This is a genomic window from Shewanella sp. ANA-3 (genome assembly GCF_000203935.1).
In the GTDB taxonomy this organism is placed as follows: Bacteria; Pseudomonadota; Gammaproteobacteria; order Enterobacterales; family Shewanellaceae; genus Shewanella.
Window position 1 is genome coordinate 1,051,468 of sequence record NC_008577.1, and the last position, 25,868, is coordinate 1,077,335.

Sequence of the window (25,868 nt, forward strand, 5' to 3'; positions counted from 1 at the left end):
GCCTGTGGTTTACCTTCTTGCCATTAGTTTTTGTTCTGGCATTTGAGAGCGTTCAAGCAAAGTGATCCCTTGTAGATGATCAAACTCATGTTGGAAAATACGAGCGATAAAACCTGTTAACTCAGTCTGTTGCCAGTGTCCTGCAAGATCTTGATAGCGCACGACAATCGTCTGGTGGCGCCAAATGCTAAACCTTTGGCCGGGAACCGATAAACAGCCTTCTTCACCGCTAACTAATTCCGCAGAGGCAGACAAGATCTGTGGATTAACCACCACGACAGGGTCCATTAGCGGCGCATCGGGATAACGCTCGTTTGGCCGGGATGCCATAATAAACAGGGCGAGTGGGCTATGGACTTGAGGAGCGGCAATTCCGACACCTTTTGCCTCAACCATGCTTGCCACCATTTGCGATGCTAAATGACTGAGCTTTTCATCAAAGTCGCGTACTTCATCCGCCTGCTGTTTTAAAATGGCTTCACCCACCAAGGCTATTGGTAGTGGCTGATTGGGGGCTGGTAACATCTCATCTTTAAACATCGCATTCCCTGGATATTTAGTGGTCATATTGTCGTTAATGGATTGGATTATCCGTTATTGAATTAGTAATGTGGCGGTGGTGTTTCTTCTGCTTGAGTCGCAATATTACTGGGCTCCATCGCCTTTAACTTACCAATCAATAACTGAATTTGATGTTGCTGATTGGCGATGAGCTGGTTCAGCTTAATGACCTCTTGGTTTAACTCTTCGACCGTGAGCTCTTGAAAAGCCAATTTCATTTGCAGCTCTTCAATCTGTTCTTGTACGCCTTGCATGACTAACCTCTACTCCTGCCAAGTCTCAACTAGGCCTTGGCTACTGATACTAACCACTTTATTGGTATCTCGAATTGCCACAGAGTATACAACGGCTCCTCGGTTTTGGCTGTTTTTAGTCAGCGCAATTTGCCACTTAGCAATAGGTTTACCCGTTTGGCGTTGCCAGAGTATGACTTCGCGTGCGGGCGTGCCTGTGAGCAACTGAGTATCTTGCTTGGCGAAACGTACCGCCGAGAAGGTCATTTGCCGACGTTTAATCTCTAATTGATTTAACAGCTTACCATTAGTGTTGTCCCAAATCTTCGCCTCATTGGTACTGCCATTGGTAAAGCTTAATGTGCCGCTGTCGTTGAGTGCCACCTTAGTTACTCGGCTACCTACATCCCAAGTGTGGATAGGCTGCCCAGTTTGCGCCTGCCACAGGATAGCTTGCATATCATTGGAACCCGAGAGGGCAATGCGTCCATCGGCGGAAAGCGCAACCGTATTCACTCTTTCCTTATGCCCTAAGAATTTTATCAATGCGGTTTTAGCGGCATTGAGTGACATCACGCTGCCATCGTTCAAACCAATCAGTAAAGCGCCATTGTTAGCTACCGCCACACTCTCACCCGAGGCGGGCAGCGACCACCATCCACGGGATTTGCCGTCGGCTATTGTCCACAGGGCAACTGAATCGCGGCTTAACGAGGCGGCGAACTCGCCGTTAGGGGAAATAGCGGTGGCCGTGACGCCAGTGTTGAGGTCGCCATGCACCCATTGGTACTTGAGGCTGTGGGTGGTTAAGTCCCAACATTGCACTCCTTGGCTTTGGGTGGCGACAATGGCGATATTGCCGTCGCTAGAGAGGCTGGCGCTGTATGAGGGTTCCTGTGAAAGCACTCGAATATCATCGGCTTTGGGCTGACAGGCCGCTAAAAAAAGTGTGCAAAATACCAGCAGTAGGGTTTTCTTCATGAACTTGCTCCTAAAGTTGGTGTCTCTAGTCCGGTAGAGTGAGATTAATCACAGTTAACACATAACAGAATCTAGTTGGTATAACCCAGATAACTAGTATACAGTTGTCGCGCTTAGGTTATTGTAACCGCTTGAGGATGCTGAGGAAGCTTTAATGAAATCGATTTATAAATTATCGTTAGTTGCATTGGCTGTTATTGGCCTATCTGCTTGTAATCAAGAAGAAAAAGCAACAAATGCAAGCACAAATGTTGAATTAACGACTGAAGCACAAAAAGAAGCCTACAGTGTTGGCGCTTCAATCGGTCGTTATATGTCTGGCCATATCAAAGAGCAAGAAGAATTAGGCCTGCCAGTTGACCGTGCGCTGATCGTGACTGGTTTTACTAACGGTCTGAATGACCAACTGAAATTAACCGAAGAAGAAATGCAAACCATTCTTCAAGGTTTAGACAAAAAGTTAAACGACAAACGTACAGAACAAGCTAAAGCCATTGCAGCGAAAAACATCGAGGACGGTAAAAAGTTCCTCGAGGAAAACAAAGCTAAGCCTGGCGTAGTAACCACTGAATCGGGTCTGCAATACGAAGTGTTAACACCAGGTTCTGGTGACAAGCCAGCGGCTGAAGACACTGTAGAAGTGGATTACGTAGGTACTCTGCTTGACGGCACTGAGTTTGATAGCTCATACAAACGTGGTCAAACGGCTAAGTTCCCATTAAACCGCGTTATTCCAGGCTGGACCGAAGGCGTACAGTTAATGCCTGTGGGCGCTAAGTACAAGTTTGTGATCCCTGCAAACTTAGCTTACGGCGACCGTGATACTGGTACTATTCCACCAAACTCAACCCTGATTTTTGAAGTTGAACTGAAATCAATTGAGAAAGCACAAGCGGCTCCTGCTGCTGAGCCTGCTAAAAAGTAATTTACAGTGTAACGGCTTAACTCGGGTTAAGTTTTGCACTCATAGAATACCGCCCACCTAGGGCGGTATTTTTTTGCAGTCGAAATGACTAAGCAATGCTGTAAGCGATACACATAAAACCATGGGGCAACTCGTTTAACCGTTTTACAGCATCTCGCAAACGACCAAGGGCTAGGCTTTTTAAATCGAATTAGCGTTTAAAAGATGGATAAAGGCGTATTCTTTTGACGACGAATAATATTTCAAAATAATGATCAAATAATTAAGTTTTAAATAAATTGCCATAATTGAAATTATCGAAAACGCCTATTTTATTCGGTATGGCATTCTTAAAAATATCATCAAAATATCACATTTATTTTTTGATTGTTATTTGCTCGTTTTCACTCTGATATATCACTGTGATGTCTTTATCTTACTTATTGTTTTCTTACCGCTTAATACTTTTGTGTTATATCACTGTTCTGTATACAAGACAGTTTGAGTTGTAAAATTTCATTTCCATCAATATCTTATGAGCGCATAGTGGGATCTTCCCCTCTTTTTTTAGCTTTTCAACTCTGGAATAATCCGCCCGCACGTTAATAAAAATTAGCGGCGATATTATAATAATGGGGTTGATAATATGGATAATGTTAATAAGTTAACGGCTATTTCTTTAGCTGTGGCCGCAGCTTTGCCAATGATGGCAAGCGCTGATGTGATGATCACTGAATATGTTGAAGGTAGCTCGAACAACAAAGCTATCGAATTGTATAACAGCGGTGATACGGCAATTGATCTGGCGGGTTATAAACTCGTTCGTTATAAAGATGGCGCCACTGATGCTTTAGATATGCAAGCATTAGATGGACAAAGTATTGCGCCAAAATCCACAAAAGTGATTTTAAACTCAAGCGCAGTCATTACTCTTCCTCAAGGTGTCGATAGTTTTTCGGGTTCTTTAAGTTTTAACGGTGGTGATGCGGTTGCCTTAGTCAAAGATGGTGCCGTAGTCGATATTATCGGTGATGTGCCTACGCCGACAGGATGGGGCCTCGATGTCACCCTGCAGCGTAAACTCGATTCATTAGTCGCCAACACTGTTTTTAATCCTGCCCAGTGGGAACAATTACCTAAGGACACTTTCACCGGTTTAGGTTCGCTAGAAGCGGCGACTGAGCCTGAAACGCCCGTCTTTAGCTGCAGCGGTGCGAAAATCGTCCCTATTTATCAAGTCCAAGGTGCGGGTGAATCCAGCCCTTATGTACCTGAAGGCGCATTCGAGTCTGAAACCGAAGTGACGGTTCGCGGCGTAGTGACTGCCCGTGGCGAGAGCTTATTTAAAGGCTTCTACCTCCAAGAAGTGAAAGGCGATAACTCGCCATACACCTCCGACGGTGTGTTCGTGTTTTTAGGTGAGAATCCACCAGAAGCGATTCAACCAGGCGTTGAAGTCTGTGTTCAGGGTAAGGTGAAGGAATACTTCGGCCTAACCCAAATCGATATTAAAGCCGATAAGAAATTTGAAGTGGGTGCTAAGGGCGAAGTCCCAGCTGCAACACCATTCTACGTAGCCGATGGCGAAACCTTAGCGCAGGCATTAGAGCGCTACGAAGGCATGAACGTGAAACTGGATGCGGGTAGCGATCTGAAGATCAGCCGTACCTTCAGTTACGATTATGCGGGCCGTCGTAATAACATGTTGGTGTCTTACAAGGCGCCGTTGATGAAGCCGACTCAGCTCTATCCAGCATTGTCACCAGAAGCGACGGCGTTAGTTAAATCTAACCTTGAAAATCAGCTGTTTATCGAATCTGACTACAAGCCAGCCGACGGTGTTATCCCTTACTTCCCTGACTTTAACGTCGAAACTGGTTATATCCGTGTGGGTGACCAACTGACTAACCTCGAAGGGGTGATTGGTTATAGCTACGGTGCTTACCGTTTGGTGGCAACTAACACCATTACCGCTGGTGACTTTATCCGCGGTGACGATAGAACCGACGCGCCAAGTGTGGCAACTAAGGGCGATATCCGTGTTGCTAGCTTTAACGTACTGAACTTCTTTAACGATGTTGTTGGCGGAGATACTAACCCATCGGGCAGTAACCGCGGCGCCTTGACTGAAGAAGAAATGCTGCTGCAACGCGCGAAAATCGTCAGCGCGATTACCGCCATGAACGCCGATATCGTCGGTTTAATGGAAATCGCTAACAACGGCTTTGGTGAAAAGAGCGCGATTAAGAACTTAGTCGATGCCTTAAACGAGAAGCAAACCGCTGACAATGCTTACAGCTTCGTTGAAATCACCGATGAAGATAAATACGACGGTAAGTACTTCGGTAGCGATGCCATTACTGTGGGTATGCTTTACCGCGCGGGTAAAGTGAGCCTAGCGGGTGCGGCTCGTGCGATTGATACCCCTGAGCAACACGCGACAGCTGGCAGTGTGACTCGCACTAAAGACGGCAAGACTGAGACTAATCCAGGTAACGATGCTTACCAACGTCACAGCTTAGCGCAAACCTTTAAGATCCATGATGAAAACTTAACAGTTGTTGTTAACCATCTGAAATCAAAAGGTTCAGGCTGTTTAGAAGATTGGGTCAACTTCGAAGAGTCAGTCGATCCTGCCGATCAACAAGGCAAGTGTAACGCCTTCCGTGTATCGGCGGCTAAAGTGCTCGGCGAAGCCTTAAAAGACGTTAAAGGCGATCTGCTGGTGATTGGTGATATGAATGCCTACGGCATGGAAGATCCTATCCGCGTATTGACCGATTACGATGCGAGCAAGTCTGAGCGCGATATCATGACGGCCTCATGGACTACTCTTGATGGCAAAGTGTTTGAGCGCCAAGGTAGCAAGATTGAGAAGGGCTATGGCCTAATCAACCTCAATACCAAGGCCCATGGCGCAGGTACTTACTCATACAGCTACAACGGTGAGTTAGGTAACCTAGACCATGCCTTAGCAAACACCAGTCTTGCCAAGCGTTTAGTGGATATCGAAGATTGGCATATCAACTCGGTTGAATCTAACCTGTTCGAATATGGCAAAAAATTCTCTGGCGAACTGGCCAAATCTGAGAATGCTTTCTCAGCCTCTGACCATGACCCTGTGATTGTGGCATTGAGCTACCCAGCGCCAGTTGAGCCACCAAAACCTGAGCCAAAGCCAAAGGATGATGGTGGTGCATTAGGATACTTAGGTTTAGCCTTACTATCCCTATTCGGTCTGCAACGCCGTCGCCGTTAATCGAGAGTTTGCATACTTACGGCTAAGTTTGTGAGCTAAACTCAGAGCTAAGGGATGGTTTTACCATCCCTTTTTTATGGCTCGCATCGGGTGAAATGTCGAGAAGGTTAGTCAAACGGAGAAGAGAAGATGGCAGTGACTGGTTCCTACCATTCAATCGAAGTGGCAAAAGCGCCACTGTGGTTTTATTTTGTCGCACTCATCAGTTTGTTATGGAACATCATGGGCTTATTGGCATTTGTTATTCAAATGACCATGACGCCTGAGGCTATGGCGCAGATGAGCCCAGATCAGATAAAACTCTATGAATCGACACCCGCTTGGCTCGACTTTGTGTTTGGTTTTGCGGTGGTTTCTGGCGTTATCGGTTGTCTGTTGTTACTCGTTAAAAAAGCCTTTTCTTATAAAGTGTTGCTCGCGTCTCTGGTCGCCGTATTGGTGCAGATGGGCTATGTATTTGGGATTCAGCAGGCGGCAGCGGTATTAGGCAGCGATGCCCTTATGATGCCGAGTGTGGTGATCCTGTGGGGGCTGTTTTTAGTCTGGTTTAGTCGTTTGGCTGTCACAAAGCATTGGTTAACTTAGGCGTAGCGACTCCTTGCCGTCTTATACTGATTAAGCCAATGCGTATGTGTTGAACTTCAGTCACTTCTTAGTAAACTGCTAGCTGGTTTTCTTTACTAGGATGTTGAAATGAGTATTTGGTTTAGACCTGTCACCTTAGAGGATTGTGCCCGTTTAGATGCTGGTATGGGGGGCAAAGGCACCTTGATGCAGACTCTCGGGATTGAGATCAGCGAGATTGGCGATGACTACATGAAGGCGACTATGCCTGCCACGCCCGCCGTACATAATCCCTTAGGCATAGTTCATGGCGGTGCTAACGTGGCGCTGGCCGAAACGGTTGCCAGCTATGCCGCAAACTTTGCGGTGGATTTCGAGCAATATTATTGTGTTGGACAAGAGATTAACGCCAACCATTTACGCGCTTCGCGTAATGGCGTACTGACAGCGACGGCTAAACCAGTTCATTTGGGGAAACGCAGTTCGGTGTGGGAAATCTTAATCCATAATAGTGCAGGGGAGTTGACCTGTATTTCACGGATGACGGCGGCGGTAGTAAAACGCTAAGAAGGCTCAACCAACCTGTTTTAGTTGTATCAATCGATAAATAAGGACGTGATATGGATAGTGCAATGATGTGGGAATGGGTTGGTTATTTAGCGTCTGTAGTGGTGGCCATCTCTTTGATGATGTCTAACATCAAAAAGTTACGCTGGTGGAACTTGCTGGGGTCGGCATTATTCGTTGCCTATGGGGTGGCGATACAAGCTTACCCTGTGGCGGCGGTTAACTTTTTTATCGTGATAATCGATGCCTATTATTTGGTCGTCATCTATCGCGAACAGGCGGCTTCTGTCAATGAGTAATATGTAGCACTTTGAATCAATTGAAGTATTTTTTAAGTTTGTCTTAAGCTCGAGTTCTCATTTTTGCCAAGTCGGTTTGCGTTACGGCTGGCATACTCTTTATTCTGTCGCTGGCTATTTCATCGCATACGGGGAGTGAACTTTACTCCCTGAATGATCTAAGCACTCTTCGTTAATCTGAAATGTAGATTGTTTGAATCTATATTAATCGTTTTATTGAATTTGTATCTTTGTCTATTCTAACTCCATCGACAAAACGTCGCCCCGCCAAGGAGATAAGCCATGGCCACAATTTACGATTTAATTGAATCTTGGGTTAACACCAATCAAGAATGAGGAGCAAGGTATGAGTCAACAGTATTTAACAAGCCAAAGCGGTTCTCCAATTGCTGACGATCAAAACTCATTGTCAGCGGGCGAGCGTGGTCCTTTACTACTGCAAGATTGGCATTTAATTGAAAAGCTTGCCCACTTTAACCGTGAGCGTATTCCTGAGCGTGTTGTGCATGCCAAAGGCACTGGCGTATACGGTACTTTCACCCTGACCAAAGACTTAAGCGAATACACCATTGCCGACCATTTTAACGGTGTTGGTAAGCAAACTGAAACCTTCGTGCGCTTCTCTACCGTAGGCGGTGAAATGGGCTCTGCCGATGCCGAACGTGACCCCCGTGGTTTTGGTCTGCGCTTTTATACCGCTCGCGGTAATCACGACATAGTGGGTAACAACACGCCGACCTTCTTCCTGCGTGATGGGATTAAGTTCCCTGATTTTATCCATACCCAAAAGCGTAACCCATTGACGAATTTAAAAGATCCACAAGCTATGTGGGACTTCTGGTCATTAAACCCTGAAGCCATGCACCAAGTGACGATACTGATGTCTGACCGTGGTATTCCGGCAAACTACCGCCAAATGCATGGTTATGGTTCACATACTTTCTCGTTCTGGAATGCTAAAGGTGAGCGTTTCTGGGTGAAGTTCCACTTCAAATCGCAGCAAGGCGTGGTGAACTTAACCAACGAGCAAGCCGATAAGTTAAAGGGTATCGACCCTGACTCATCCCAGCGCGATATGGTGGTGGCAGTGACCGATGGCAACTTCCCACGCTGGACTGTGAACGTACAGATTATGCCTGAGAGCGACGCCAACACTTACCATATCAACCCATTCGATTTAACTAAGGTGTGGCCACATGGCGATTACCCGTTAATTGAGATTGGTGTGTTAGAGCTGAATCGTTTACCGCAAAACTACTTTGCCGAAGTCGAGCAAGTGGCATTAGCACCGAGCAACTTAGTACCAGGTGTGGGCGCATCGCCCGACAAGATGTTACAGGCGCGTTTATTTGCCTATGCCGATGCGCAGCGTTACCGTATTGGGGCGAACTACAACCAGTTACCAGTAAACTGCCCGCATGCGACTAAAGCGAATCATCACCAACGTGCTGGCGCTATGGCGGGAACGCAATGCCCATACCATGGTAGCCAAACCGGTGGCGATGCTACAGCTAACTATGGTCCAAACAGCACTGCGGGGGCTTTAGTTGAACTGGCAAACTTTGCCGAGCCACCACTTCGTTTAGATGGCGAAGCGGCGCGTTACAGCCGTTACAATCAGGATGATTACACGCAAGCGGGTAATCTGTATCGCATCTTCAGCGAAGCAGAGAAAGCGCGCTTAGTGGAAACGATTTCTGGCTCACTGCGTCAGGCGAGTTTGGATGTACAGCAACGTATGCTGGCACATTTCCACAAGGCCGATGCGGATTACGGTCAACGAATCCAAACTGCACTCGGGTTATAAGCTTAATCAACCCATAAAAAAGGCCAGTGTTATCACTGGCCTTTTTGTTTATCTAAATTTAATCAATTGGTTAAAGCACTAACGTTGCGACACCTAACAGGGCGAATAAAACCGCGCAGCCCCTGTGGATCCACTTCATTGGTAGTTTTTCGGCACTAAAATGCCCTGCAATCACCACTGGGACGTTCGCCAGCAACATACCCAAAGTGGTCCCTGCAACCACCATGGCTAAGGCATCGTATTTAGCGGCTAATACGACAGTCGCGATCTGGGTTTTGTCGCCCATTTCGGCAATAAAGAACAGAATAAAGGTCGCTATAAAAGGCCCCATCTTATAGAAACGGCTTTCTTCGGCGTCTACTTTATCGGGGATTAACACCCATAGCGCAATCGCAAAGAAGGAAGCGGCAACCAAGTAGCGTGCTACATCTGGACTTACCCAGTTAATCGCCCATTGACCAAGCCAAGCGGCGGCAAAATGGTTAAATAGGGTTGAGAGTAAAATACCCAAGATAATCGCGGTTTTATTTTTAAATCTTGCAGCGAGCAATAGGGCAAGCAGTTGGGTTTTATCGCCAATCTCGGCGATGGCAACCGTAAAGGTTGAGGCGAGTAACGCTTCCAAGTGTGATCCTTTTAGGGGTGGTTTTTGACATAAGCACAATAGACCGTCCACCCCTAGGTGCGGTTACTGTGCTCAGGTCTTGCAGGACAAATCGATGATTTGCTGTGAACACCATGGCATGCGGCCAAGTATGTTGATGTTCACCCTGAATATCGACGGCTCGAAATCCAGTTAGCTACTCCCCCGAAGCGAGGAGGGCATTATACCCAAGTAAGAGTCTGTTTCAAGGGTAAAGTCATTAAGCTTAAGCGCAAATAATATGACAAACGCCAATAAAATACCGCTCGACGTTTTGTAATGCATTGAATTGTAACATTTTAATTTTTGACAACGTTGTCTTTTATTGTTAGGTTAGCCCTGTCTCAATTTAAGTTACATATTGTTAACTTGAATGGAGAACCACCGTATTTGGCAAACTAATTGAAAAATTAGGACGCAAAGCCTCCGGTCTAAGGTTGTAAAGGGATGTTGTAACTAAGATAGCGGGGTTGCCTCTGAATTGATTTAATGCTTTCAATTCTTTGAAAAATAAACGGCTTTGCTTAATGCTGTTTTGCCTAAATACCACTTTTATACCTATGCCAATCTCGTCGAGAAAGGCACCCTACGGAGTACATGAAAGTGGAACATCAAACTGCTTTTTCACCAATCACAAACGCTAAACTCAAACGTCCGCAACTGGCTCGCTTAAGCCTAATTGCCTTAGCTTTAAGCGCCACGAGTGCGATCGTCAGTCAAACGGCGTCGGCCCACGGTTATGTAGTATCACCTGAGTCACGCTCGTACGCCTGTAAAACCGGCAGCAATTTAAACTGCGGCGCCGTTCAGTGGGAACCGCAAAGTGTCGAAGGCCCATCAGGTTTTCCGGAGTCAGGCCCTGCCGACGGTAAAATTGCCAGCGCAGCCAACGGGGCATTTTCTCCCTTGGATGAACAGAGTCCAAGTCGTTGGTCCAAACGTGATATCAAGTCGGGTTGGAATGACTTTTCTTGGCAGTTCACCGCTAACCATGTGACCCGCAATTGGCGTTACTATTTAACTCGCCAAGGTTGGGATCAAAACCAAGCGTTGAGCCGTGCAAGTTTTGACTTAGCGCCCTTCTGTGTGATCGATGGTGGCATGGTGCAGCCGCCTAAGTTAGTGACGCATAACTGTTATGTGCCTGAAGATAGAACCGGTTATCACGTGATTTTGGCCGTGTGGGAAGTGGGGGACACCACCAACAGTTTCTACAATGCCATCGATGTGAACTTTAGCTCTGGCACCGTGGTGCCGGGCGAGTGGACCGACATTGGTGATATCAATCCGTCACTCGATCTTAAGGCGGGTGATAAGGTGATGACTCGGGTGTTTGACGCCAACGGCGAGCAAACTGCTAAGCAAACCCAGATAACCATTGCCGATGCCACCCAAGGCGCCAAGCAAAATTGGCCATTCCTGTTAGCCAGCGCGATTAATGCCCAGCAGCCACAACTTAAGGCGGGGCAGAAGAATGCCTCTGGGGTGATCTCGCCCGTTTACGGTAAAAATGAAATTTATGCCGCGCCAAATTCGGGCCTAGAGCGAGTGGAAGTGAGCTTTGATATTGCGCCTGCGCCGGGCAATCAGCTCGATGTCACGTCACTGGCCGATGATTACACCATTGTCGATGGCGCCGCAAAGGTGGGTTTCGATGTTAGCACTAATACCGATATGCAGGTTTCGGCTTACCTGTTTAGCCATGATGGCACGGCAGCAGGGTATGTGACGCAAGCGGTCAACAATACCGCGCGAGTTTAGTGCTGGATGTCGTTGCGCCAAAGGCGGGCCATTATCACTTACAAGTGAAGGGCGAGCCAAAGCAAGGTGAGGTTATCCAGCAAAACTTCGATCTGTTCTTAAAGGACCAAGCCACAGCACCCGATGCCGACTTTGTCTTCCCCGAGGGCATTAAAAACTATGTGGCGGGTACTAAAGTGCTGCAACCTAAAACTGGCAAGGTCTATCAATGTAAACCTTGGCCCTACAGTGGTTATTGCATGCAATGGTCGCCAACGGCAACTGGGTTTGAACCGGGTGTCGGCGGCTCTTGGAATATGGCTTGGACTGAGCTGTAATTGGTTAACAGGGGAATAAGCGGATTGTGAGTCGTGTTACTCCGCGTTAGCGCAATCCCGTATCCCCTGAGCGAATCGCAAAGCCAATAGATAACCCCTGCAATGCCACAGGTGTTGCAGGGGTTATTGTTTTGATAACAGATCCGCCTCGATTTTTTATCTTTTACTCACATTTCCTCTTCGGATAGCCAAAGCGGCGTCATCTTTGTCTATAACTGGCTTGCCCGCTGGGATAGGCTCTGTTAATGTCCCTAGCTATCTTCTATTACGCGCGATGTCGCTGCTTTGCTAAGGCAATCACGGTTGAAATTAATGTCACTTTTCTGCAAACGATTTAGTTAGCCTCAATGGCGACTGGGTTGAAATATTCAAAAGCTATTGGGGCCAATTGATCTGCTCTTTGAGATCGGATTGGATGCTTTAAGTTTAGTGACGCTTTTCGTTTGAGATTGCTGTTGGCTTAATCACAGAGTGCGCAAGGCTTTATCCTTCAAATCTACTCAAAAAACCTTAAAAAATAATAATTAATACTTGAACAGGATAATTGTGTGAATTCAAAAATGTTAGGCTCGATAGCCATTGTCGCGGGGACCGCCATTGGCGCGGGAATGTTAGCCTTACCCTTAGCCACGGCCGCTTTAGGCATGGTGCCAGCCATTTTGTTAATGGTGGTGATTTGGGGCTTGTCAGCCTATACCTCATTGTTAATGCTTGAGATTAACCTGCGCTCTGGCGTCGGTGATAACGTCCACGCTATCACGGGCAAACTCCTCGGCAAGAAAGGCCAAATGGTGCAAGGCGCCTCATTTCTCAGCTTGCTCTTTGCTTTAACAGCAGCCTATTTGACGGGCGGCTCATCGCTGTTAGTGCTTAAAGCCAAAAATATGTTCGACCTCGTGTTAGACAACCAACTGGCTGTGGTGCTGTTTACCTTAGTGTTGGGTGGATTTGCAGCCTTAGGGGTGGCTTGGGTCGATAAAGCCTCGCGTTTCTTGTTTTCGCTGATGATTTTATTGCTGATTGTGGTCGTGCTGTTTTTATTACCCGAAGTCAGCATCTCGAGTATGGCAACCAGTGCGGTGGCCGAGTCCATGACCAGCAGTTGGATGGCGGCGATTCCTGTGGTGTTTACCTCCTTCGGTTTCCACGTGTGTATCGCGACTTTAGTACGTTATTTGGATGGCGATGCTGTTTCGCTGCGCAAAGTATTATTAATAGGTTCAACCATTCCACTCGCTTGTTATATCTTCTGGTTATTGGTGACTTTAGGCACTGTGGGGGGCACCGAAATCAGCAGCTTTAATGGCTCTTTACCTGCGCTTATCAGTGCATTACAAGAGATTGCTCACACGCCTTGGATCAGCAAATGTATTTCGCTGTTTGCGGATTTAGCCTTAATCACCTCTTTCCTCGGGGTAACCTTAAGCCTGTATGATTTTGTGGCTGAACTGACCCGCGCGAAGAAGACCTTCCTCGGCCGCGCTCAAACTTGGCTGTTAACCTTTGTGCCGCCGCTGTTATGTGCGCTCTATGTCCCCGAAGGTTTTGTTGCCGTATTAGGCTTTGCCGCCGTGCCGCTGGTGGTGATGATTATCTTCCTGCCGATCGTGATGGCACTGCGTCAGCGCCAAGCTACGCCACAGGGATATCAAGTGTCCGGCGGGACATTTTCCCTCGGCATTGCCGGTCTGCTAGGCGCAGTGATTATCGGCGCTCAGCTATTTGTCGCGCTGTAACTTAAGGTTGTTTAATGCGCTGAAACGGTAGAGTGAAACCGATAATCTATGATGAATGTATTTGCTTTGTAAGCGAATTTTTCTAACTCTGTTATAGAGTGCGTGCGATATGCTAAAGTCAGGCCCAGTGCCTGACTTTTTGCTTTTTAGCGTTAACCAAAGCGGCATGTAATCCCAATAAATATAAGAAATGGCCTCGCAAGCGCTCGGCTTTCTTCACCTAAAACGGACTTAAGATAATGAAAAAATGGTTACTCTCAGTTGCCGTGGCGGCGAGTTTTGCCTCCCATGCCGATGAAGGTATGTGGCAGCCACACCAATTGCCCGCAATGGCCGATGAACTCAAAGCGAAAGGCTTAGAGATTGATGCGAAATCGATTTCCAAACTGACCGAATTCCCCATGAATGCCGTGATTAGCCTAGGTGGCTGTACGGCATCTTTTGTATCGCCAAAAGGCTTAGTCGTGACAAACCATCACTGTGCCTATGGTTCGATTCAATATAACTCGACTCCAGAGAAAAACCTGTTACAGGACGGTTTCTTAGCCAAGACCTTTGCCGATGAATTACCTGCGGCGCCTGGTTCTCGCGTTTATGTCACCGAAGATGTCACCAACGTGACTGAGCGCGTCAACGCTGGGCTTGAAAACAAGACGGGCCGTGAGTTTTATCAAGGCGTTGAGAACCAAGAAAAAGCACTCGTTGCCGAGTGTGAAAAGGATGAAGGCTACCGCTGCCAAGTGTATAGCTTCCACGGTGGCTTAGAATACTATCTGGTAAAACAGTTAGAAATCCGCGACGTACGTTTAGTCTATAACCCAGCGGGCAGCGTTGGTAAATACGGCGGCGATGTCGATAACTGGATGTGGCCGCGCCACACGGGCGACTTTTCTTTCTACCGCGCCTATGTGTCTAAAACCGGTAAACCTGCCGAATTTAGCGCCGACAACGTGCCGTACGAGCCAAAGAGTTTCTTAAAAGTCTCGGCCAAAGGCGTGAGCGAAGGGGATTTTGTGATGGTGGCGGGTTACCCCGGCCGTACCAACAGATACCGCACCGCGAACGAAGTGCAAAATCAGTTCGAATGGGCTTACCCAGAAGGCAAGATGCTGCGCGAACGTTTTATTGAAATCATCAAAGAAACCGCGCCAGAAGGCAGCGACGAGCGCATTAAGTACGAGAGCCAAATTGCAGGCTTAGCGAACTACGCTAAAAACTTCACTTCGATGATCGAGTTTTATGGCAAATCCACCATGTTAGCCGACCGCAAGGCCCGTGAAGCCGAGCTCGCCGCATGGATTGCTAAAGACGGCAGCCGCGAAGCCAAATACGGTAAAACCTTAAGCGAGTTAGACGCGCTGATCGCCAAGAGCAAAGCCCATCAAGAACGGGATATGATTTTAAGCTACATTGGCAACACCACTATGGTGCCAACGGCGACCAATCTGTACCGTTTAGCCCATGAGAAGCAACTGCCTGATATGCAACGCGAACCCGGCTTCCAAGACCGCGATATGACGCGTTTCAAGGCCAGTATGGAGCGTATCGATCGTCGTTATGCGCCAAGTGTCGATAAGGCCGTGCTCTTGGATATGCTTAAACGTTATGCCGCATTACCCGAGGCGCAGCGCTTACCTGCTATGGATAAAGCCTTTGGTATCGATAAAAAGGTTAACGAAGCTAAACTGGCGAAGACCTTAGACAAAATGTACGCCAAAACCGAGTTGGGCAATAAAGATGTGCGTTTAGCTTGGATGGAAAAATCCGTTGATGACTTCAAAGCCTCTAAGGATCCTTTTATTCAATTCGCCGTGGCCATGTATGACACCAACATGAGCGAAGAGAAGAAAGAGAAAGAGTTAGATGGCGAGTTGATGAAAGTGCGTCCGCAGTATATGGATGCCATCATCGCCTATAACCGTGAGCAAGGTAAGCCAGTGTATGCCGATGCGAACTCTAGCCTGCGCGTGACCGTCGGCCATGTTAAAGGTTATGAACCTAAAGATGGTTTAGTGGCTAAGCCCTTTACTCGCCTCGAAGGCATAGTGCAAAAAGACACTGGCGTTGACCCATTCGATGCGCCGAAAAAGCAGTTAGAGCTTATCAAGCAGAAGCAATACGGTGATTTCTATGTGAAAGCCATCGATTCTGTGCCGGTAAACTTCCTGTCGACCTTAGACACCACCGGCGGCAACTCAGGCTCCCCAACCCTAAACGGCCGCGCCGAATTAGTAGGTTTACTGTTCGATGGCGTATATGAAAGCATCATCGGTGACTGGGCGTACGACGACAATATCAACCGCTCAATCCAAGTCGATAGCCGTTATATGCTATGGGTAATGAAGTATTTAGATAATGCCGACAACCTATTAGCCGAGATGGAAATCGTTAAGTAATCCATCACCGCATCGCACAGGTGCGGCGAATATGATTGCGAAGTTGCTTATGTCATATGATTTACGTGATAACTAGGTAGCAATCGCAAGATAATAAAAAGCGATAAGCCAATGTGGTTTATCGCTTTTTTGTATGTAATGACTTGCCGATAATTGTTGAAAACAGTATTGCTAGGCGAGCCATGGTATTCGCTCACCGACACGGTGAATAGAAACCTAGGGTTTCTAAGCTTATGAACGAGAGCCATGGATGGCGAACTGGCCGTTAAACAGGGATGTTGTTCAAGTCCATCCGTGGATGTAGGGCCGCCCAGTCTGATGTGAATGGATTCACGAATGCCGCGATGGCATGAATGCCAAAGAGCGGCCATGGGGCGGACGGTCGTCTCGCTAATTACCATGGTTCTCCTGTTTAACATCGGTGTGGCCTGTTTGTTTTAAAGCAGATAGTGACTCGTTTTGAGACGAAAGCGTCATAGACCCTTTGCTCTTACACGTCTGTTTCGGATTAAAATTTCTATGGGTAACGCCCGCACAAACGCGAGCAACTTGTTGCGAGTCGAGCCGCAAAGCGGCGTTTTGATGGCGATGGTTATATGCACGTATTACTAATTAATGCATTTTGCTTTTTAATTTCACTAGCATTTTTTTCTGTTTCTGCAATTGCTAAGTCAATTTTAGCTTTTTTACATTTATCAGATAGCTCTTTACTAGCTAAGTAACTCTGATCCTTTTGAAACTGAGCCATGCCTTCTACACCGTTATATTGATCTCTATCTACGGAGTTTCTATCTTTTTGATAAGGTGGTGGTTGAGTTGCACCACAAGCTGATAACAAAACTATCAGCGAAACTGGAATTAATTTATTGAACAATGCTTGTACTCCTTGTGTATATAACGCTGCAAATAAACGGCTAAAAATAGTTGGCTAAAATTTGTGAGGTACGAACAAAGCCAACTGTTTTTTGTCCGTCCTTTTTAATTTGCTTTGTTATAACCCAACTAATCTTCATAGCCTTTGTGAAAAACCTTAGTTTTATCTGGCTTCATTAAAACACTATCGTCATCACAATGAATGTGCGCGAAATAATAATCTGAAGATGATTCTAGCTCATAAAAAAGATCAAACTCGTCTTCACTTTCTGCTTTATATAGATCACCTGGCAATGGTTCAGGTGTCATAAAGTATGGCTCTACAGTTTCTAGATTCCGCCACCAAAGCTCTAATTCCTCTAGAGACATACTAGGAAACCAAAACCAACGCCGGTAACCATACTCTTCTTCGAGAAGTATAAGAGAGTCCGTCTTGTATCTATTGGTAATGTCTAACTTCATAGCTACCTAGGGTTATAACATTTTATTCGTGCGCATGCGCGTTTGCCTCGTTGGACTAGTGAAAACGCGCACGGTTAACTATCTGTATGCAAAGAACTTATCAGCTTTCTGCCAAATACACTATCTGGAAAAACGCGCATGCGCGTTTTCCAAACCTATTAACTAAAATTCAGTCACTATATTTAACTGATTTTATAGCGTTTTATTTATTTCGGTTGGAGTTAGTGCGCACTGTTCTTGTCTTAAAATCATACAAAAATACCTAAATTTAAATATGACTGTATACCCATACATTGTTAGTCGATTTCTGGTATGGCCAAACTTAGGCAAATAGTTAAGAATTTGTATGGCAACTGGAGTGGGAATTTTCGGTTGAGCTAACGAGCCGAAATACGGAATGGGGCAGAAAGCTTTTAGCCAGATGAACGGTTCAATGGTCGTTAAGATTACCACTGTTACAACAGTGACCGTTGGCGGCATGGTTGCTTATTCACATCCATGTGATCGCAACATTCGTAAATCCATATACATTAGATGCCGCCGTCGAGCCTATAGGGATACTTCTTGTTAAATGAAGAGGGGGCGCTTCACTGGGGAAACAGTGGCAATGCATATAACCCAATATCCGATTCGACAGTCTTGTTTGGGGGTAAAAGCTTTTAGCCAGATGAACAGTTCAATGGTTGTTAAGATTGCCACTGTTACAACTGTGACCGTTAGTAGCATGGTTGCTATTTCACATTCATATGAACGTGGTATTTCTATTTCTGTGTGCTATTTAAAGGTGGGGCTTCTATATTATTTTTCTTTATTTCTTCGCAGTATTTCCCGTATTTCCTTTTCAATAAAAAGTATTACTTTTATGTCGTTTAATACCTAGGTAAATATTTTTATCGTATTATCCCGTCACTATTTTTTATCTAGTTAGTTGGTTCGCGAGGGCTAACTTTCCCCCACAGAAAAGGATTTTTTATGGGACATAAGACGTTATTGAGTGCTGTATTTTTGACTGCAACCTGCGGTGTCGCTACTTTTGCGGTGAATGCTGAATCGCTGTTTACTCCCTTCCCGGATTCCAAATCGCATGAAGAAAAGCGCATCCACTTTACGCCCTTTGAGCTTATCACCGCAGTGAATGGTGACAAGTTCACTCTGTTGCCTGTATCGGGGAAATTAACTCGACAAAGCGTTGAGTTACCAGAGGGGTATAGTCCTGAACATGTGATCAATAACTATTTGGCACAGCTTAAAAAACTGAATGCTGAAGTGTTATTTAGCTGCAAGGCTGCCACCTGTGGTGATGGTCAAGCCATGCAAACTCAGCTAAAGCCGCTTAAGAGCGTGAATGCCGACTATCACAGTGCTTATGTGGCGGCAAAACTGAAAGGCTCTCGTGGTGAGGTTTACACCAGTATCTATGTCGTCAATCGGGAGGATAGATACACCTATCTACAGGTCGATATCCTCGACGCTATCCCTGAGCCGCTGGATTTGATCCAAGCGAATAGTGACTTTTTACAGCAGGCGCCGAAGGACATTGAGATTAAAGATAGGCGCAGTGACGACGCTCAAGGCGCGACAGACCATCCTTTGCTGGGGCGTATACCCGGCAGTTATATTACCAGTTACAAACAAACTAACTTTACTCAAGTGCCTGTATTGGTGGGGATCTCGGGCGCAGATTATCAAACCAAACCGCTGGACGCCAAGCTTACCCAAATAACTTATCAGATGCCTGAAAGCTACTCGTTGTTTGAAATCAACAGCAATTATGCCGCAGCAGCACAAAAGCTGCAGGCTGAGCGGGTGTTCCACTGTAAAGGTACGGCCTGCGGTGACGATGATAGCCTGATTAATGCCATCAAATTAATCAAGGATGATAAAGAAGACGAATGGCAGGAGTATCAGCTGTTTAAGCTGAGTCACGCCAAGGGAGATGTTTACTTCGATATCTATTCCCAAGGATATTTCGATGGCACACCTGCCGATACTACGCTTAGGGTAATGGAGCTTTCTACTCTGAAGGATGATCGTGTGGCGATTAATCTCGATGCCCTGACCGATGCGATTAGCCAAACTGGCAAGGCAACATTAGAGGGATTGTTGTTTGATTATGACAGTGAGCGTATGTTGCCCGAGTCTAAGCCTGTACTCGAGGTCCTCGCGAGTTATCTTAAGCAGAATCCGAAGCTGAGTTTTTATGTGGTCGGACATACCGATGACAAGGGCGAGCGGAGTTACAATCAAAGCTTATCGGAGCGCCGCGCCGCAGCAGTGATTAAGCAGTTGAGTGACGGGTTTAAAATTCCGTCAGCCCAATTAACCGCCCACGGTAACGGGGAATACAGCCCTGTGGCCAGTAACACTAATGATGCCGGACAAAAGTTGAATCGCAGAGTGGAGTTAGTGCTTCGTTCCGATAAAAAGTAGCTCTATTTCATCAGCTTGAAAGGCTACTTTAGCTTCATTAACAACGCCTGAGCCATCTCAGGCGTTTTTACTGGTATTGGCGTTCATCGGAAGATATTGTTCGCGCAGGCATTTGTCTTATATTGAGGTTAGCTGCTTGAGGGCATTCGCTACTTGTCCTCACTAAATCATCACTGCGGCTTTAAGTGTTGTAATTTCCTCTGGGCTGAGTGGGCGCATTTCGCCTTCGGCTAAGGATGCTAGGGTTAATGTCATTAACGCGACGCGTTGTAAGTCAATCACCTTATAACCCAAGGCGTTGGACATGCGCCGAATTTGGCGATTTAACCCTTGGGTGAGCACAATTTCAAAACGGTCTGCGCTTAACCGTGTGACTTGGCAGGGGAGTGTGCGTACTTCTTTGTATTGCACGCCGCTGGCCATTTGCGCGATAAAGGCATCGTTGAAGGGTCTATCGAGCTGCACATGGTAGGTTTTACTGTGGGCAAAACTAGGGTGCATCAGTTTATGGGTGAGTTCGCCATCGTTAGTCAGCAATAATAAACCGCGGGAATCCTTGTCTAATCTGCCAACAGGGTAGAGTCTTGGCGTAGTTGGCAGTAAATGCAGCAAACTGGATTTATCGGCGTCTAACAAACGGCAATCTGTGCCCACGGCTTTATTGAAGATCCAATAGCTGAGTGCTTCGGCGCCCGAAATGGGCTTTTCATCTAAGCAGAGGCTATCGAGACATTGGCCGTCAGCATCGAAATGCACGGCATCGGTATGCTTGGCTATCTTGCCATTGAGGCTGATGCGTCCGGCCTCAATCAAGCGGCAGGCTTCACGGCGTGAACTAATGCCGCATTGGGCAAGGTATTTGGCGAGACGCATAAATGACTAAGCTAAAACGGGTGATGGACTTGGGCGCGATAATACAGGATTTTGGATAAACGGCGCATGGCAAATGCGAGGCTTAAGCACCAAATAATATTAAGGTTTGTTTGCAGCCACATATTGGCGGCGACAAAACAGAAGTGATTGCCTGTCTCGCAGGGCGGGAAATCTAGCTGGCTCCAATCCAGTTGTAAGCTCAGGCTAACGGCACTGATAAAGCTTAATAAGCTTAAGTAAAACAAGGGTCTTGGGCAGATAAGCTTAGGCACGATTCCCGCGATAATCACCAAGGCATGCAGGGTTAGCGTACTTAACAGATAACTCGTCGAAACCAGCCTGTGCATGGTTAAAAAGTTAATCGGAAAAATACCCATCAAAATCACCGAGGTGCCAACCCAGGCGCCGGTGAGCGCAATATATTGGCTAAAGGTGTCGAGTTTAAGTAAGTAGAGCCCAGCCATAGAGCTCAACATACAAATCCCTGCGGCGAGTAATCCGAGGTTAAACACATAGGCGAGGGGCGAGTTGATATAGTCACCGAGAAAATCGGCACGCATAAACAGGGCGGGAGTGCCTACAACTTGATATTCGGCGTAGAGCGCGATGATAACCCCTGTGGCACTCAGCAGCGCCGCGCCCACAATCAACCATGTGATCAGGCGATGTAAGTCGTAAAAACTGGGTTCATGCTGCGGATTCATATTGTGATGGATGCATTTTGTGGTGAATGACTATGGCGTAAATTAAGCTTCATACCGCGCGAATAACCCGCTGTAACTTGCCTGAATCCGAAACTGATGGCAAGTCTCGGCCTGATTTGATCTTTCGGCTGATAAAAACAAAGGGAGCTAATAGCTCCCTTGGTGTTATCGACAGTCGAATAAGATTAGTGGCGCTTACGGAAAATCACAATCGCAATCGCGACAGCCGCTAGGATCATGCAGTACCAAGCGTGGGATACAGCCGCCAGCGGTGTGATGCTAAAGGTTGAAGCGATTAGCAGTGCTTGGGCGCCATAGGGAATTAATCCTTGGATAATACAGGCAAAAATATCGAGTACACTGGCCGCACGCTTAGGGCTAACACCGTGTTTTTCTGCCAGATCTTTAGCAATATCACCCGTCACTACGATAGACACTGTGTTGTTGGCAACGCAGCTGTTGGTGACGGCCACAATCCCTGCCATGCCTAATTCGGCCGCGCGGCATGAGGCTTCACCTTGAGCTTTTGAGAAACGGGTGATGAGCTTTTCAATCTGTTTGCTCACAAAGGCTAAACCACCTTGTTGCTGCATCAGCGCTGCTAAACCACCGACTAACATCGACAGGATGAAGATTTCCTGCATATTGCTAAAGCCCGCGTAGATATCCTTACCAAATTGGATAACGCCATAGTCCATGGTCAGGAATCCCGCAGCGCCCGCCAGCAGAATGCCTAAGGTCAAGACGACGAACACGTTTAACCCTGCGACTGCTAATACCAGAATCGTCAGGTAAGGAATCACCTTGATAAAGTCGATATCCTGAGCGGCTAGATCGGCTTGGCCTTGGCCTGCAATCACAAAGGCGACAAAAGTTAGCAGTGAAGCAGGGATCGCAAAAATCAGGTTCTCGCGGAATTTATCTTTCATATCACAGCCTTGAGTACGAGTGGCCGCAATAGTGGTATCCGAAATAATCGAAAGGTTATCGCCAAACAGTGCGCCAGACATCACGGCGCCCGCCATCAGGGCATAATCAATTTGTGCCTGATCGGCAACGCCTAAGGCGATAGGTGCCACGGCGGCGATTGTGCCCATTGAGGTACCCATTGCGGTGGCAATAAAGGCGGCAATCACAAAAAAGCCGGGCAGTAATAGGTTTGAAGGAATAAGGGATAAACCTAAGGCAACGGTCGCATCGACACCACCAGTGGCTTTCGCTACCGCAGCAAAACCGCCAGCCAGCAAGTAAATCAAACACATAGCAATAATATTGCTGTGGCCAATACCGCCGATAAAGGTATCAATCGCTTGATTGAGTTTTTGTTTTGATAATACCAAGGCCAGAATTATGGCTGGCAGAATGGCAATCACACTCGGTAATTGATAGAAGGCAAAGTCTACACCTTGGCTTTGGAAATAGACGCCTGCGCCAATAAACAGACTTAAAAAAACGAATAAGGGTAACAGGGCAATAAAGGATGCCGGGCTACTCGGTGCAGTGGTTTGGGCTGATTGACTCAATGTAATGTCTCTTTTACTCGGCGGGTTTTCCGCGGGATCCTTGGCAGTCGAACTCGCTTAAAATCTATGCCGCTTTGGCATCATATCCTAGCAACTTGGTGCCAAGCATATTGGATTGCCATTTTACTGTCAATCTAGACGTCTAGATGTTTTTACTTCCATTGTGATCTGTTCGTTAAAAAGAGGTTTAAATCGTGGTGGATAGCCATTTTAGACCTTATTAATCAATCTATTACCTATAGCACTTTTTTCGAAAAGATACAGGGCATGAAAGCTGTATAGGGGGTGACCTGTTACAAATGCTATGGTGAGTATAGCCTTTAGGCAGAAATGTGCCGATTTAGGCCATTAGCCGATTGCATAGCAAAAAAATATTAATTCAACATTAATTTGTAACATCATGTTTTAAATGAAATATCCTTATTATTTGGTACTTTATCTGATAAAACACTAATGATAATGATTTGCGTTGTTTTTGTTGCTCTACTAGAATCGCCTCCAAATTATGTTAATAACTCTTTGGAGCTTTGTTTAAATGCGCACATCTTCTCGTCATCGCCTGAGTGTCGTCGCAGCCTCTGTGCTAACACTCGGTATCTGCCACACAGCCACTGCGGGTGAAGATTTATTTGGTTATGTCAAAGGCGCTGAGGCTATGCCTAAAGAAGCCATTGAACTCTATCAAAAAGTGACGTTGCGTAACGACAAAGGCCAAGGTACTTACCGTGGTATTAATTACGAAACTGAGCTGGAATACGGTGTGACCGACAAGTTTGCGGTATCGGGTTCGGCTAAGTTTATGTCTCTAGATACCAGCGGCTTAATCATTGATGGTTACCTGCCGAAAGAGAAAAACATTGGTTTTGCCACCTCTGGCGCTGAAGTTGGCTTAAGTTACATGTTTTTAAGCCCTGCCAAGGATGATATCGGTCTGTCTATGACTGCCTCTTTAGACTATGACTGGATTGATGTGCACTCTGGTCAAGACAAAGACACCCTGTCACTCGATTTAGGCTTACAGACTCAAAAGTACATGCTCGAAGGCGAGTTAATTTGGGTTGGCAACCTTGGCATGGAATCGACCTATGCCGACCGCGCACCAATTGCGAATTTGCCTGAAGACTTTGACTGGTCAACCGACCCTGAGATGGAACTGGAGCTGAAAATGGGCACTGGCCTGAGCTACCGTTTCGCGCCTAACTGGTTTATCAGTGCCGAAGTGTTATTCGAGACCGAATTTGAGACTGAGATTGGTCAAGAGCGTTGGTCATTCTTCGCCGGCCCTTCATTGCACTATGGTAGCGCCGATTGGTGGGCGACCCTCACTTGGTTACCTCAGTTAAGTGGTGGCGGTGAGCAGTACGAAGGTCAAAAGGACACCAGTCTGCATCTGATTGAAAAAACAGAACAAGAAGTCAGATTAAAAGTGGCATTTAACTTCTAATTTGTATTTTACTCATAGGCAGGGCAGCGTTGCTCTGCCTGCGATGAATCAAGCTTTTGCTTTAACACTAGGTATTGAAATGGCGCATACATATCTGAATAGCTTGTGGTTTATGCCAATGGTCGTCGTGGCCGCCCCTGCATTTTCTGCGGATTATTTAACAGTGGCCCAAGCGCAGGCGTTGATTTTTGATAAGGCAGCGGTATTTAGTGAGCGTCCAACCTTACTGAGCTCCGATGCGAAAGATCAGATCAAAGATTTATCGGGCGTTCGCCAACGCCAAGATCAGCAGCCTATCTGGAAAGTTGAAAAGGACGGTCAGTTTCTCGGTTGGTTTGTGGTGGATGATGTTGTCGGTAAACATGAGTATATTACCTACGCTATCGGCATCAGTCCGCAGGGCGAAGTGCTCGGGTTAGAGGTGCTCAGTTATCGTGAAACCCACGGTGGCCAAGTGCGTGAAGCGAGTTGGCGCGATCAATTCCACGGTAAAACCCTCAAAGATCCCTTTAAACTCGATGAGGATGTCAGCAATATTAGCGGTGCCACATTAAGTTGCCGTAATTTACTCGATGGCGTAAAACGGTTACTTGTTATCCATCAACTCTTTTTGTCGCAGTCAGTCGCATAGTGATACGTAGAGCCAAACCCTTACTCGGCACCTTAGTCGAAATTGCCGCTGAGTCCGTTGCCGAGCACAATGCTCATCCTTCATTTGATGAGCCTGCCCTTCAAGCCGCTATAACAGCGGCTTTTTCGCGTGTGGCCCATATTGGCCGCTTACTCAGTTTTCACCAGCAGGACAGTGAGCTTAATCTACTGAATCGCCAGCCGGGGCAGTGGATATCCTTAAGCCCTGATAGCCTGAGGGTGTTGAAGCTCGCCAAGTGGTTTGGCAGGGCTAGTGACAACCTCTTCAACTGCACTGTGGGCGGCGAGATGATGTCCCGCGGCGCCTTGCCTGCCTATCTCGGGATGCCGCTGCTGTTGCAGGGGGATTGGCGAGATATTGAAATCCAAGCGGATAAAGCAAGGTTAGCTCGTCCACTGATTTTGACCTTAGATGGCATAGCTAAAGGTTATGCGGTCGATATGGCTGTCACTGAATTGCGACGGGCCGGCGTGTGCGGTGGCTGGGTGAATGCGGGTGGTGATTTAAAAGTGTTTGGCAGCGCTTCATTAAATGTGTTGTGCCGTGGTCCGAACGGATTGAGTCAAAAGATCAATGTCAGCAATACCGCCCTTGCCAGTTCGCGGGTTTCCCAGCATTTAAGCCATGATTATCCCGCGTTATTGTTACCGACGGGCAATTTAGACGAGCAGCAGTGTGCCAGCGACCAAGAAAGGGTTGTAAGTGTGCGCGCACCGTTTGCCTGGCGCGCCGATGCGTTAACCAAGGTCGCGGGTTACCTTGACGATGCTACCGCCGCGACAAAAATTCAGCAGTTGGGTGGCGATTTAGTCAACTTCGCGCTCTAAGGTTTGCGGACAAAGCTTTCATCAATCTTTAGTATTTTTGACGATATAAATA

General features: G+C 46.8%; 21 protein-coding genes, 1 pseudogene and 1 riboswitch. Of the genes and pseudogenes, 13 read left to right on the top strand and 9 right to left on the bottom strand.

The genetic code is table 11. From position 1 onward, the window contains the following. Positions 1–9: 9 nt before the first annotated feature. The 3 genes from def to SHEWANA3_RS04710 form a co-directional block, all read right to left on the bottom strand. Positions 10–540 carry a peptide deformylase gene (gene def, locus SHEWANA3_RS04700; protein WP_011716033.1) on the bottom strand — a complete coding sequence of 177 codons (531 nt, stop codon included), beginning with the start codon at positions 538–540 and terminating at the stop codon, positions 10–12. A 62-nt stretch (positions 541–602) separates the two neighbouring features. Continuing rightward, positions 603–815, bottom strand: coding sequence for a SlyX family protein (locus SHEWANA3_RS04705; RefSeq protein WP_011716034.1), 213 nt, complete (start codon positions 813–815; stop codon positions 603–605). 9 nt (positions 816–824) lie between these two features. Continuing rightward, positions 825–1,775, bottom strand: coding sequence for a hypothetical protein (locus SHEWANA3_RS04710; RefSeq protein ID WP_011716035.1), 951 nt, complete (start codon positions 1,773–1,775; stop codon positions 825–827). Positions 1,776–1,929: 154 nt separating this feature from the next. Here SHEWANA3_RS04710 and fkpA point away from each other — a divergent pair, with 154 nt between their 5' ends. The 6 genes from fkpA to katB all read left to right on the top strand — a co-directional run bounded on the left by fkpA (position 1,930) and on the right by katB (position 9,175). Next, entirely contained in the window at positions 1,930–2,700 is a 771-nt protein-coding gene (gene fkpA / locus SHEWANA3_RS04715) for an FKBP-type peptidyl-prolyl cis-trans isomerase (protein ID WP_011716036.1), read from the top strand. Positions 2,701–3,325: 625 nt separating this feature from the next. Next, positions 3,326–5,938, top strand: coding sequence for an extracellular exonuclease ExeM (gene exeM, locus SHEWANA3_RS04720; protein ID WP_011716037.1), 2,613 nt, complete (start codon positions 3,326–3,328; stop codon positions 5,936–5,938). Positions 5,939–6,067: 129 nt separating this feature from the next. Continuing rightward, positions 6,068–6,523, top strand: coding sequence for a hypothetical protein (locus SHEWANA3_RS04725; RefSeq protein ID WP_011716038.1), 456 nt, complete (start codon positions 6,068–6,070; stop codon positions 6,521–6,523). Positions 6,524–6,631: 108 nt separating this feature from the next. Further along, positions 6,632–7,069, top strand: a complete 438-nt coding sequence (locus SHEWANA3_RS04730) for a hotdog fold thioesterase (RefSeq protein WP_011716039.1) — start codon at positions 6,632–6,634, stop codon at positions 7,067–7,069. 53 nt (positions 7,070–7,122) lie between these two features. Further along, complete coding sequence (locus SHEWANA3_RS04735; RefSeq protein ID WP_011716040.1) at positions 7,123–7,368, top strand: YgjV family protein; 246 nt, start codon at positions 7,123–7,125, stop codon at positions 7,366–7,368. A 346-nt stretch (positions 7,369–7,714) separates the two neighbouring features. Continuing rightward, positions 7,715–9,175, top strand: a complete 1,461-nt coding sequence (gene katB / locus SHEWANA3_RS04740) for a catalase KatB (protein WP_011716041.1) — start codon at positions 7,715–7,717, stop codon at positions 9,173–9,175. Positions 9,176–9,245: 70 nt separating this feature from the next. On the opposite strand, the gene SHEWANA3_RS04745 is transcribed toward katB, so the two are convergent. Beyond that, complete coding sequence (locus tag SHEWANA3_RS04745; protein ID WP_041412558.1) at positions 9,246–9,800, bottom strand: TMEM165/GDT1 family protein; 555 nt, start codon at positions 9,798–9,800, stop codon at positions 9,246–9,248. A gap of 400 nt (positions 9,801–10,200) precedes the next feature. Then, a riboswitch (cyclic di-GMP riboswitch) is annotated at positions 10,201–10,296 on the top strand. A gap of 125 nt (positions 10,297–10,421) precedes the next feature. Here SHEWANA3_RS04745 and gbpA point away from each other — a divergent pair. The 3 genes and pseudogenes from gbpA (at position 10,422) to SHEWANA3_RS04760 (ending at position 16,028) form a co-directional block, all read left to right on the top strand. Next, positions 10,422–11,896: pseudogene (gene gbpA, locus SHEWANA3_RS04750) on the top strand (N-acetylglucosamine-binding protein GbpA). Between the two features lie 560 nt (positions 11,897–12,456). After that, positions 12,457–13,632, top strand: a complete 1,176-nt coding sequence (locus SHEWANA3_RS04755; RefSeq protein ID WP_011716043.1) for an aromatic amino acid transport family protein — start codon at positions 12,457–12,459, stop codon at positions 13,630–13,632. 239 nt (positions 13,633–13,871) lie between these two features. Beyond that, complete coding sequence (locus SHEWANA3_RS04760; protein WP_011716044.1) at positions 13,872–16,028, top strand: S46 family peptidase; 2,157 nt, start codon at positions 13,872–13,874, stop codon at positions 16,026–16,028. Positions 16,029–16,620: 592 nt separating this feature from the next. Here the strand turns inward: SHEWANA3_RS04760 and SHEWANA3_RS04765 are convergent. Both SHEWANA3_RS04765 and SHEWANA3_RS04770 read right to left on the bottom strand, forming a co-directional pair. Then, positions 16,621–16,902, bottom strand: a complete 282-nt coding sequence (locus tag SHEWANA3_RS04765) for a hypothetical protein (RefSeq protein WP_011716045.1) — start codon at positions 16,900–16,902, stop codon at positions 16,621–16,623. A 128-nt stretch (positions 16,903–17,030) separates the two neighbouring features. Continuing rightward, positions 17,031–17,363: a hypothetical protein gene (locus tag SHEWANA3_RS04770; RefSeq protein ID WP_041412559.1), complete on the bottom strand. Its 333-nt coding sequence runs from the start codon at positions 17,361–17,363 to the stop codon at positions 17,031–17,033. 972 nt (positions 17,364–18,335) lie between these two features. Here SHEWANA3_RS04770 and SHEWANA3_RS04775 point away from each other — a divergent pair. Beyond that, positions 18,336–19,793: an OmpA family protein gene (locus SHEWANA3_RS04775; protein WP_011716046.1), complete on the top strand. Its 1,458-nt coding sequence runs from the start codon at positions 18,336–18,338 to the stop codon at positions 19,791–19,793. A gap of 162 nt (positions 19,794–19,955) precedes the next feature. Here SHEWANA3_RS04775 and SHEWANA3_RS04780 read toward each other — a convergent pair whose 3' ends face one another. From SHEWANA3_RS04780 to SHEWANA3_RS04790, 3 genes are all read right to left on the bottom strand, one after another. Next, on the bottom strand, positions 19,956–20,666 hold the full coding sequence (locus SHEWANA3_RS04780) for a 23S rRNA pseudouridine(2604) synthase RluF (protein WP_011716047.1): 711 nt from the start codon (positions 20,664–20,666) through the stop codon (positions 19,956–19,958). Positions 20,667–20,677: 11 nt separating this feature from the next. Beyond that, positions 20,678–21,370 carry a hypothetical protein gene (locus tag SHEWANA3_RS04785; protein WP_011716048.1) on the bottom strand — a complete coding sequence of 231 codons (693 nt, stop codon included), beginning with the start codon at positions 21,368–21,370 and terminating at the stop codon, positions 20,678–20,680. Between the two features lie 185 nt (positions 21,371–21,555). Further along, positions 21,556–22,893, bottom strand: a complete 1,338-nt coding sequence (locus tag SHEWANA3_RS04790; RefSeq protein WP_011716049.1) for a Na+/H+ antiporter NhaC family protein — start codon at positions 22,891–22,893, stop codon at positions 21,556–21,558. Between the two features lie 535 nt (positions 22,894–23,428). Here SHEWANA3_RS04790 and SHEWANA3_RS04795 point away from each other — a divergent pair. From SHEWANA3_RS04795 to SHEWANA3_RS04805, 3 genes are all read left to right on the top strand, one after another. Beyond that, positions 23,429–24,337: a DUF6662 family protein gene (locus SHEWANA3_RS04795; RefSeq protein WP_011621714.1), complete on the top strand. Its 909-nt coding sequence runs from the start codon at positions 23,429–23,431 to the stop codon at positions 24,335–24,337. Between the two features lie 79 nt (positions 24,338–24,416). Then, positions 24,417–24,968, top strand: a complete 552-nt coding sequence (locus tag SHEWANA3_RS04800) for an FMN-binding protein (RefSeq protein ID WP_011621715.1) — start codon at positions 24,417–24,419, stop codon at positions 24,966–24,968. Further along, a complete protein-coding gene (locus SHEWANA3_RS04805; RefSeq protein ID WP_011716050.1) occupies positions 24,968–25,816 on the top strand; it encodes an FAD:protein FMN transferase in 849 nt (282 codons plus the stop codon). The genes SHEWANA3_RS04800 and SHEWANA3_RS04805 overlap by 1 nt, the downstream gene beginning before the upstream one ends. Positions 25,817–25,868: the final 52 nt, after the last annotated feature.

What these genes read in the sequence shown, in the direction of transcription:
- SHEWANA3_RS04780 (WP_011716047.1), bottom strand. Translation starts at nt 20,666, where the DNA reads ATGCGTCTCGCCAAATACCTTGCCCAATGCGGCATTAGTTCACGCCGT.
- SHEWANA3_RS04770 (WP_041412559.1), bottom strand. Translation starts at nt 17,363, where the DNA reads ATGAAGTTAGACATTACCAATAGATACAAGACGGACTCTCTTATACTT.
- SHEWANA3_RS04705 (WP_011716034.1), bottom strand. Translation starts at nt 815, where the DNA reads ATGCAAGGCGTACAAGAACAGATTGAAGAGCTGCAAATGAAATTGGCT.
- SHEWANA3_RS04775 (WP_011716046.1), top strand. Translation starts at nt 18,336, where the DNA reads ATGGGACATAAGACGTTATTGAGTGCTGTATTTTTGACTGCAACCTGC.
- SHEWANA3_RS04730 (WP_011716039.1), top strand. Translation starts at nt 6,632, where the DNA reads ATGAGTATTTGGTTTAGACCTGTCACCTTAGAGGATTGTGCCCGTTTA.
- SHEWANA3_RS04795 (WP_011621714.1), top strand. Translation starts at nt 23,429, where the DNA reads ATGCGCACATCTTCTCGTCATCGCCTGAGTGTCGTCGCAGCCTCTGTG.
- def (WP_011716033.1), bottom strand. Translation starts at nt 540, where the DNA reads ATGTTTAAAGATGAGATGTTACCAGCCCCCAATCAGCCACTACCAATA.
- SHEWANA3_RS04735 (WP_011716040.1), top strand. Translation starts at nt 7,123, where the DNA reads ATGGATAGTGCAATGATGTGGGAATGGGTTGGTTATTTAGCGTCTGTA.
- SHEWANA3_RS04785 (WP_011716048.1), bottom strand. Translation starts at nt 21,370, where the DNA reads ATGAATCCGCAGCATGAACCCAGTTTTTACGACTTACATCGCCTGATC.
- SHEWANA3_RS04710 (WP_011716035.1), bottom strand. Translation starts at nt 1,775, where the DNA reads ATGAAGAAAACCCTACTGCTGGTATTTTGCACACTTTTTTTAGCGGCC.
- exeM (WP_011716037.1), top strand. Translation starts at nt 3,326, where the DNA reads ATGGATAATGTTAATAAGTTAACGGCTATTTCTTTAGCTGTGGCCGCA.
- fkpA (WP_011716036.1), top strand. Translation starts at nt 1,930, where the DNA reads ATGAAATCGATTTATAAATTATCGTTAGTTGCATTGGCTGTTATTGGC.
- SHEWANA3_RS04725 (WP_011716038.1), top strand. Translation starts at nt 6,068, where the DNA reads ATGGCAGTGACTGGTTCCTACCATTCAATCGAAGTGGCAAAAGCGCCA.
- SHEWANA3_RS04755 (WP_011716043.1), top strand. Translation starts at nt 12,457, where the DNA reads ATGTTAGGCTCGATAGCCATTGTCGCGGGGACCGCCATTGGCGCGGGA.
- SHEWANA3_RS04800 (WP_011621715.1), top strand. Translation starts at nt 24,417, where the DNA reads ATGGCGCATACATATCTGAATAGCTTGTGGTTTATGCCAATGGTCGTC.
- katB (WP_011716041.1), top strand. Translation starts at nt 7,715, where the DNA reads ATGAGTCAACAGTATTTAACAAGCCAAAGCGGTTCTCCAATTGCTGAC.
- SHEWANA3_RS04760 (WP_011716044.1), top strand. Translation starts at nt 13,872, where the DNA reads ATGAAAAAATGGTTACTCTCAGTTGCCGTGGCGGCGAGTTTTGCCTCC.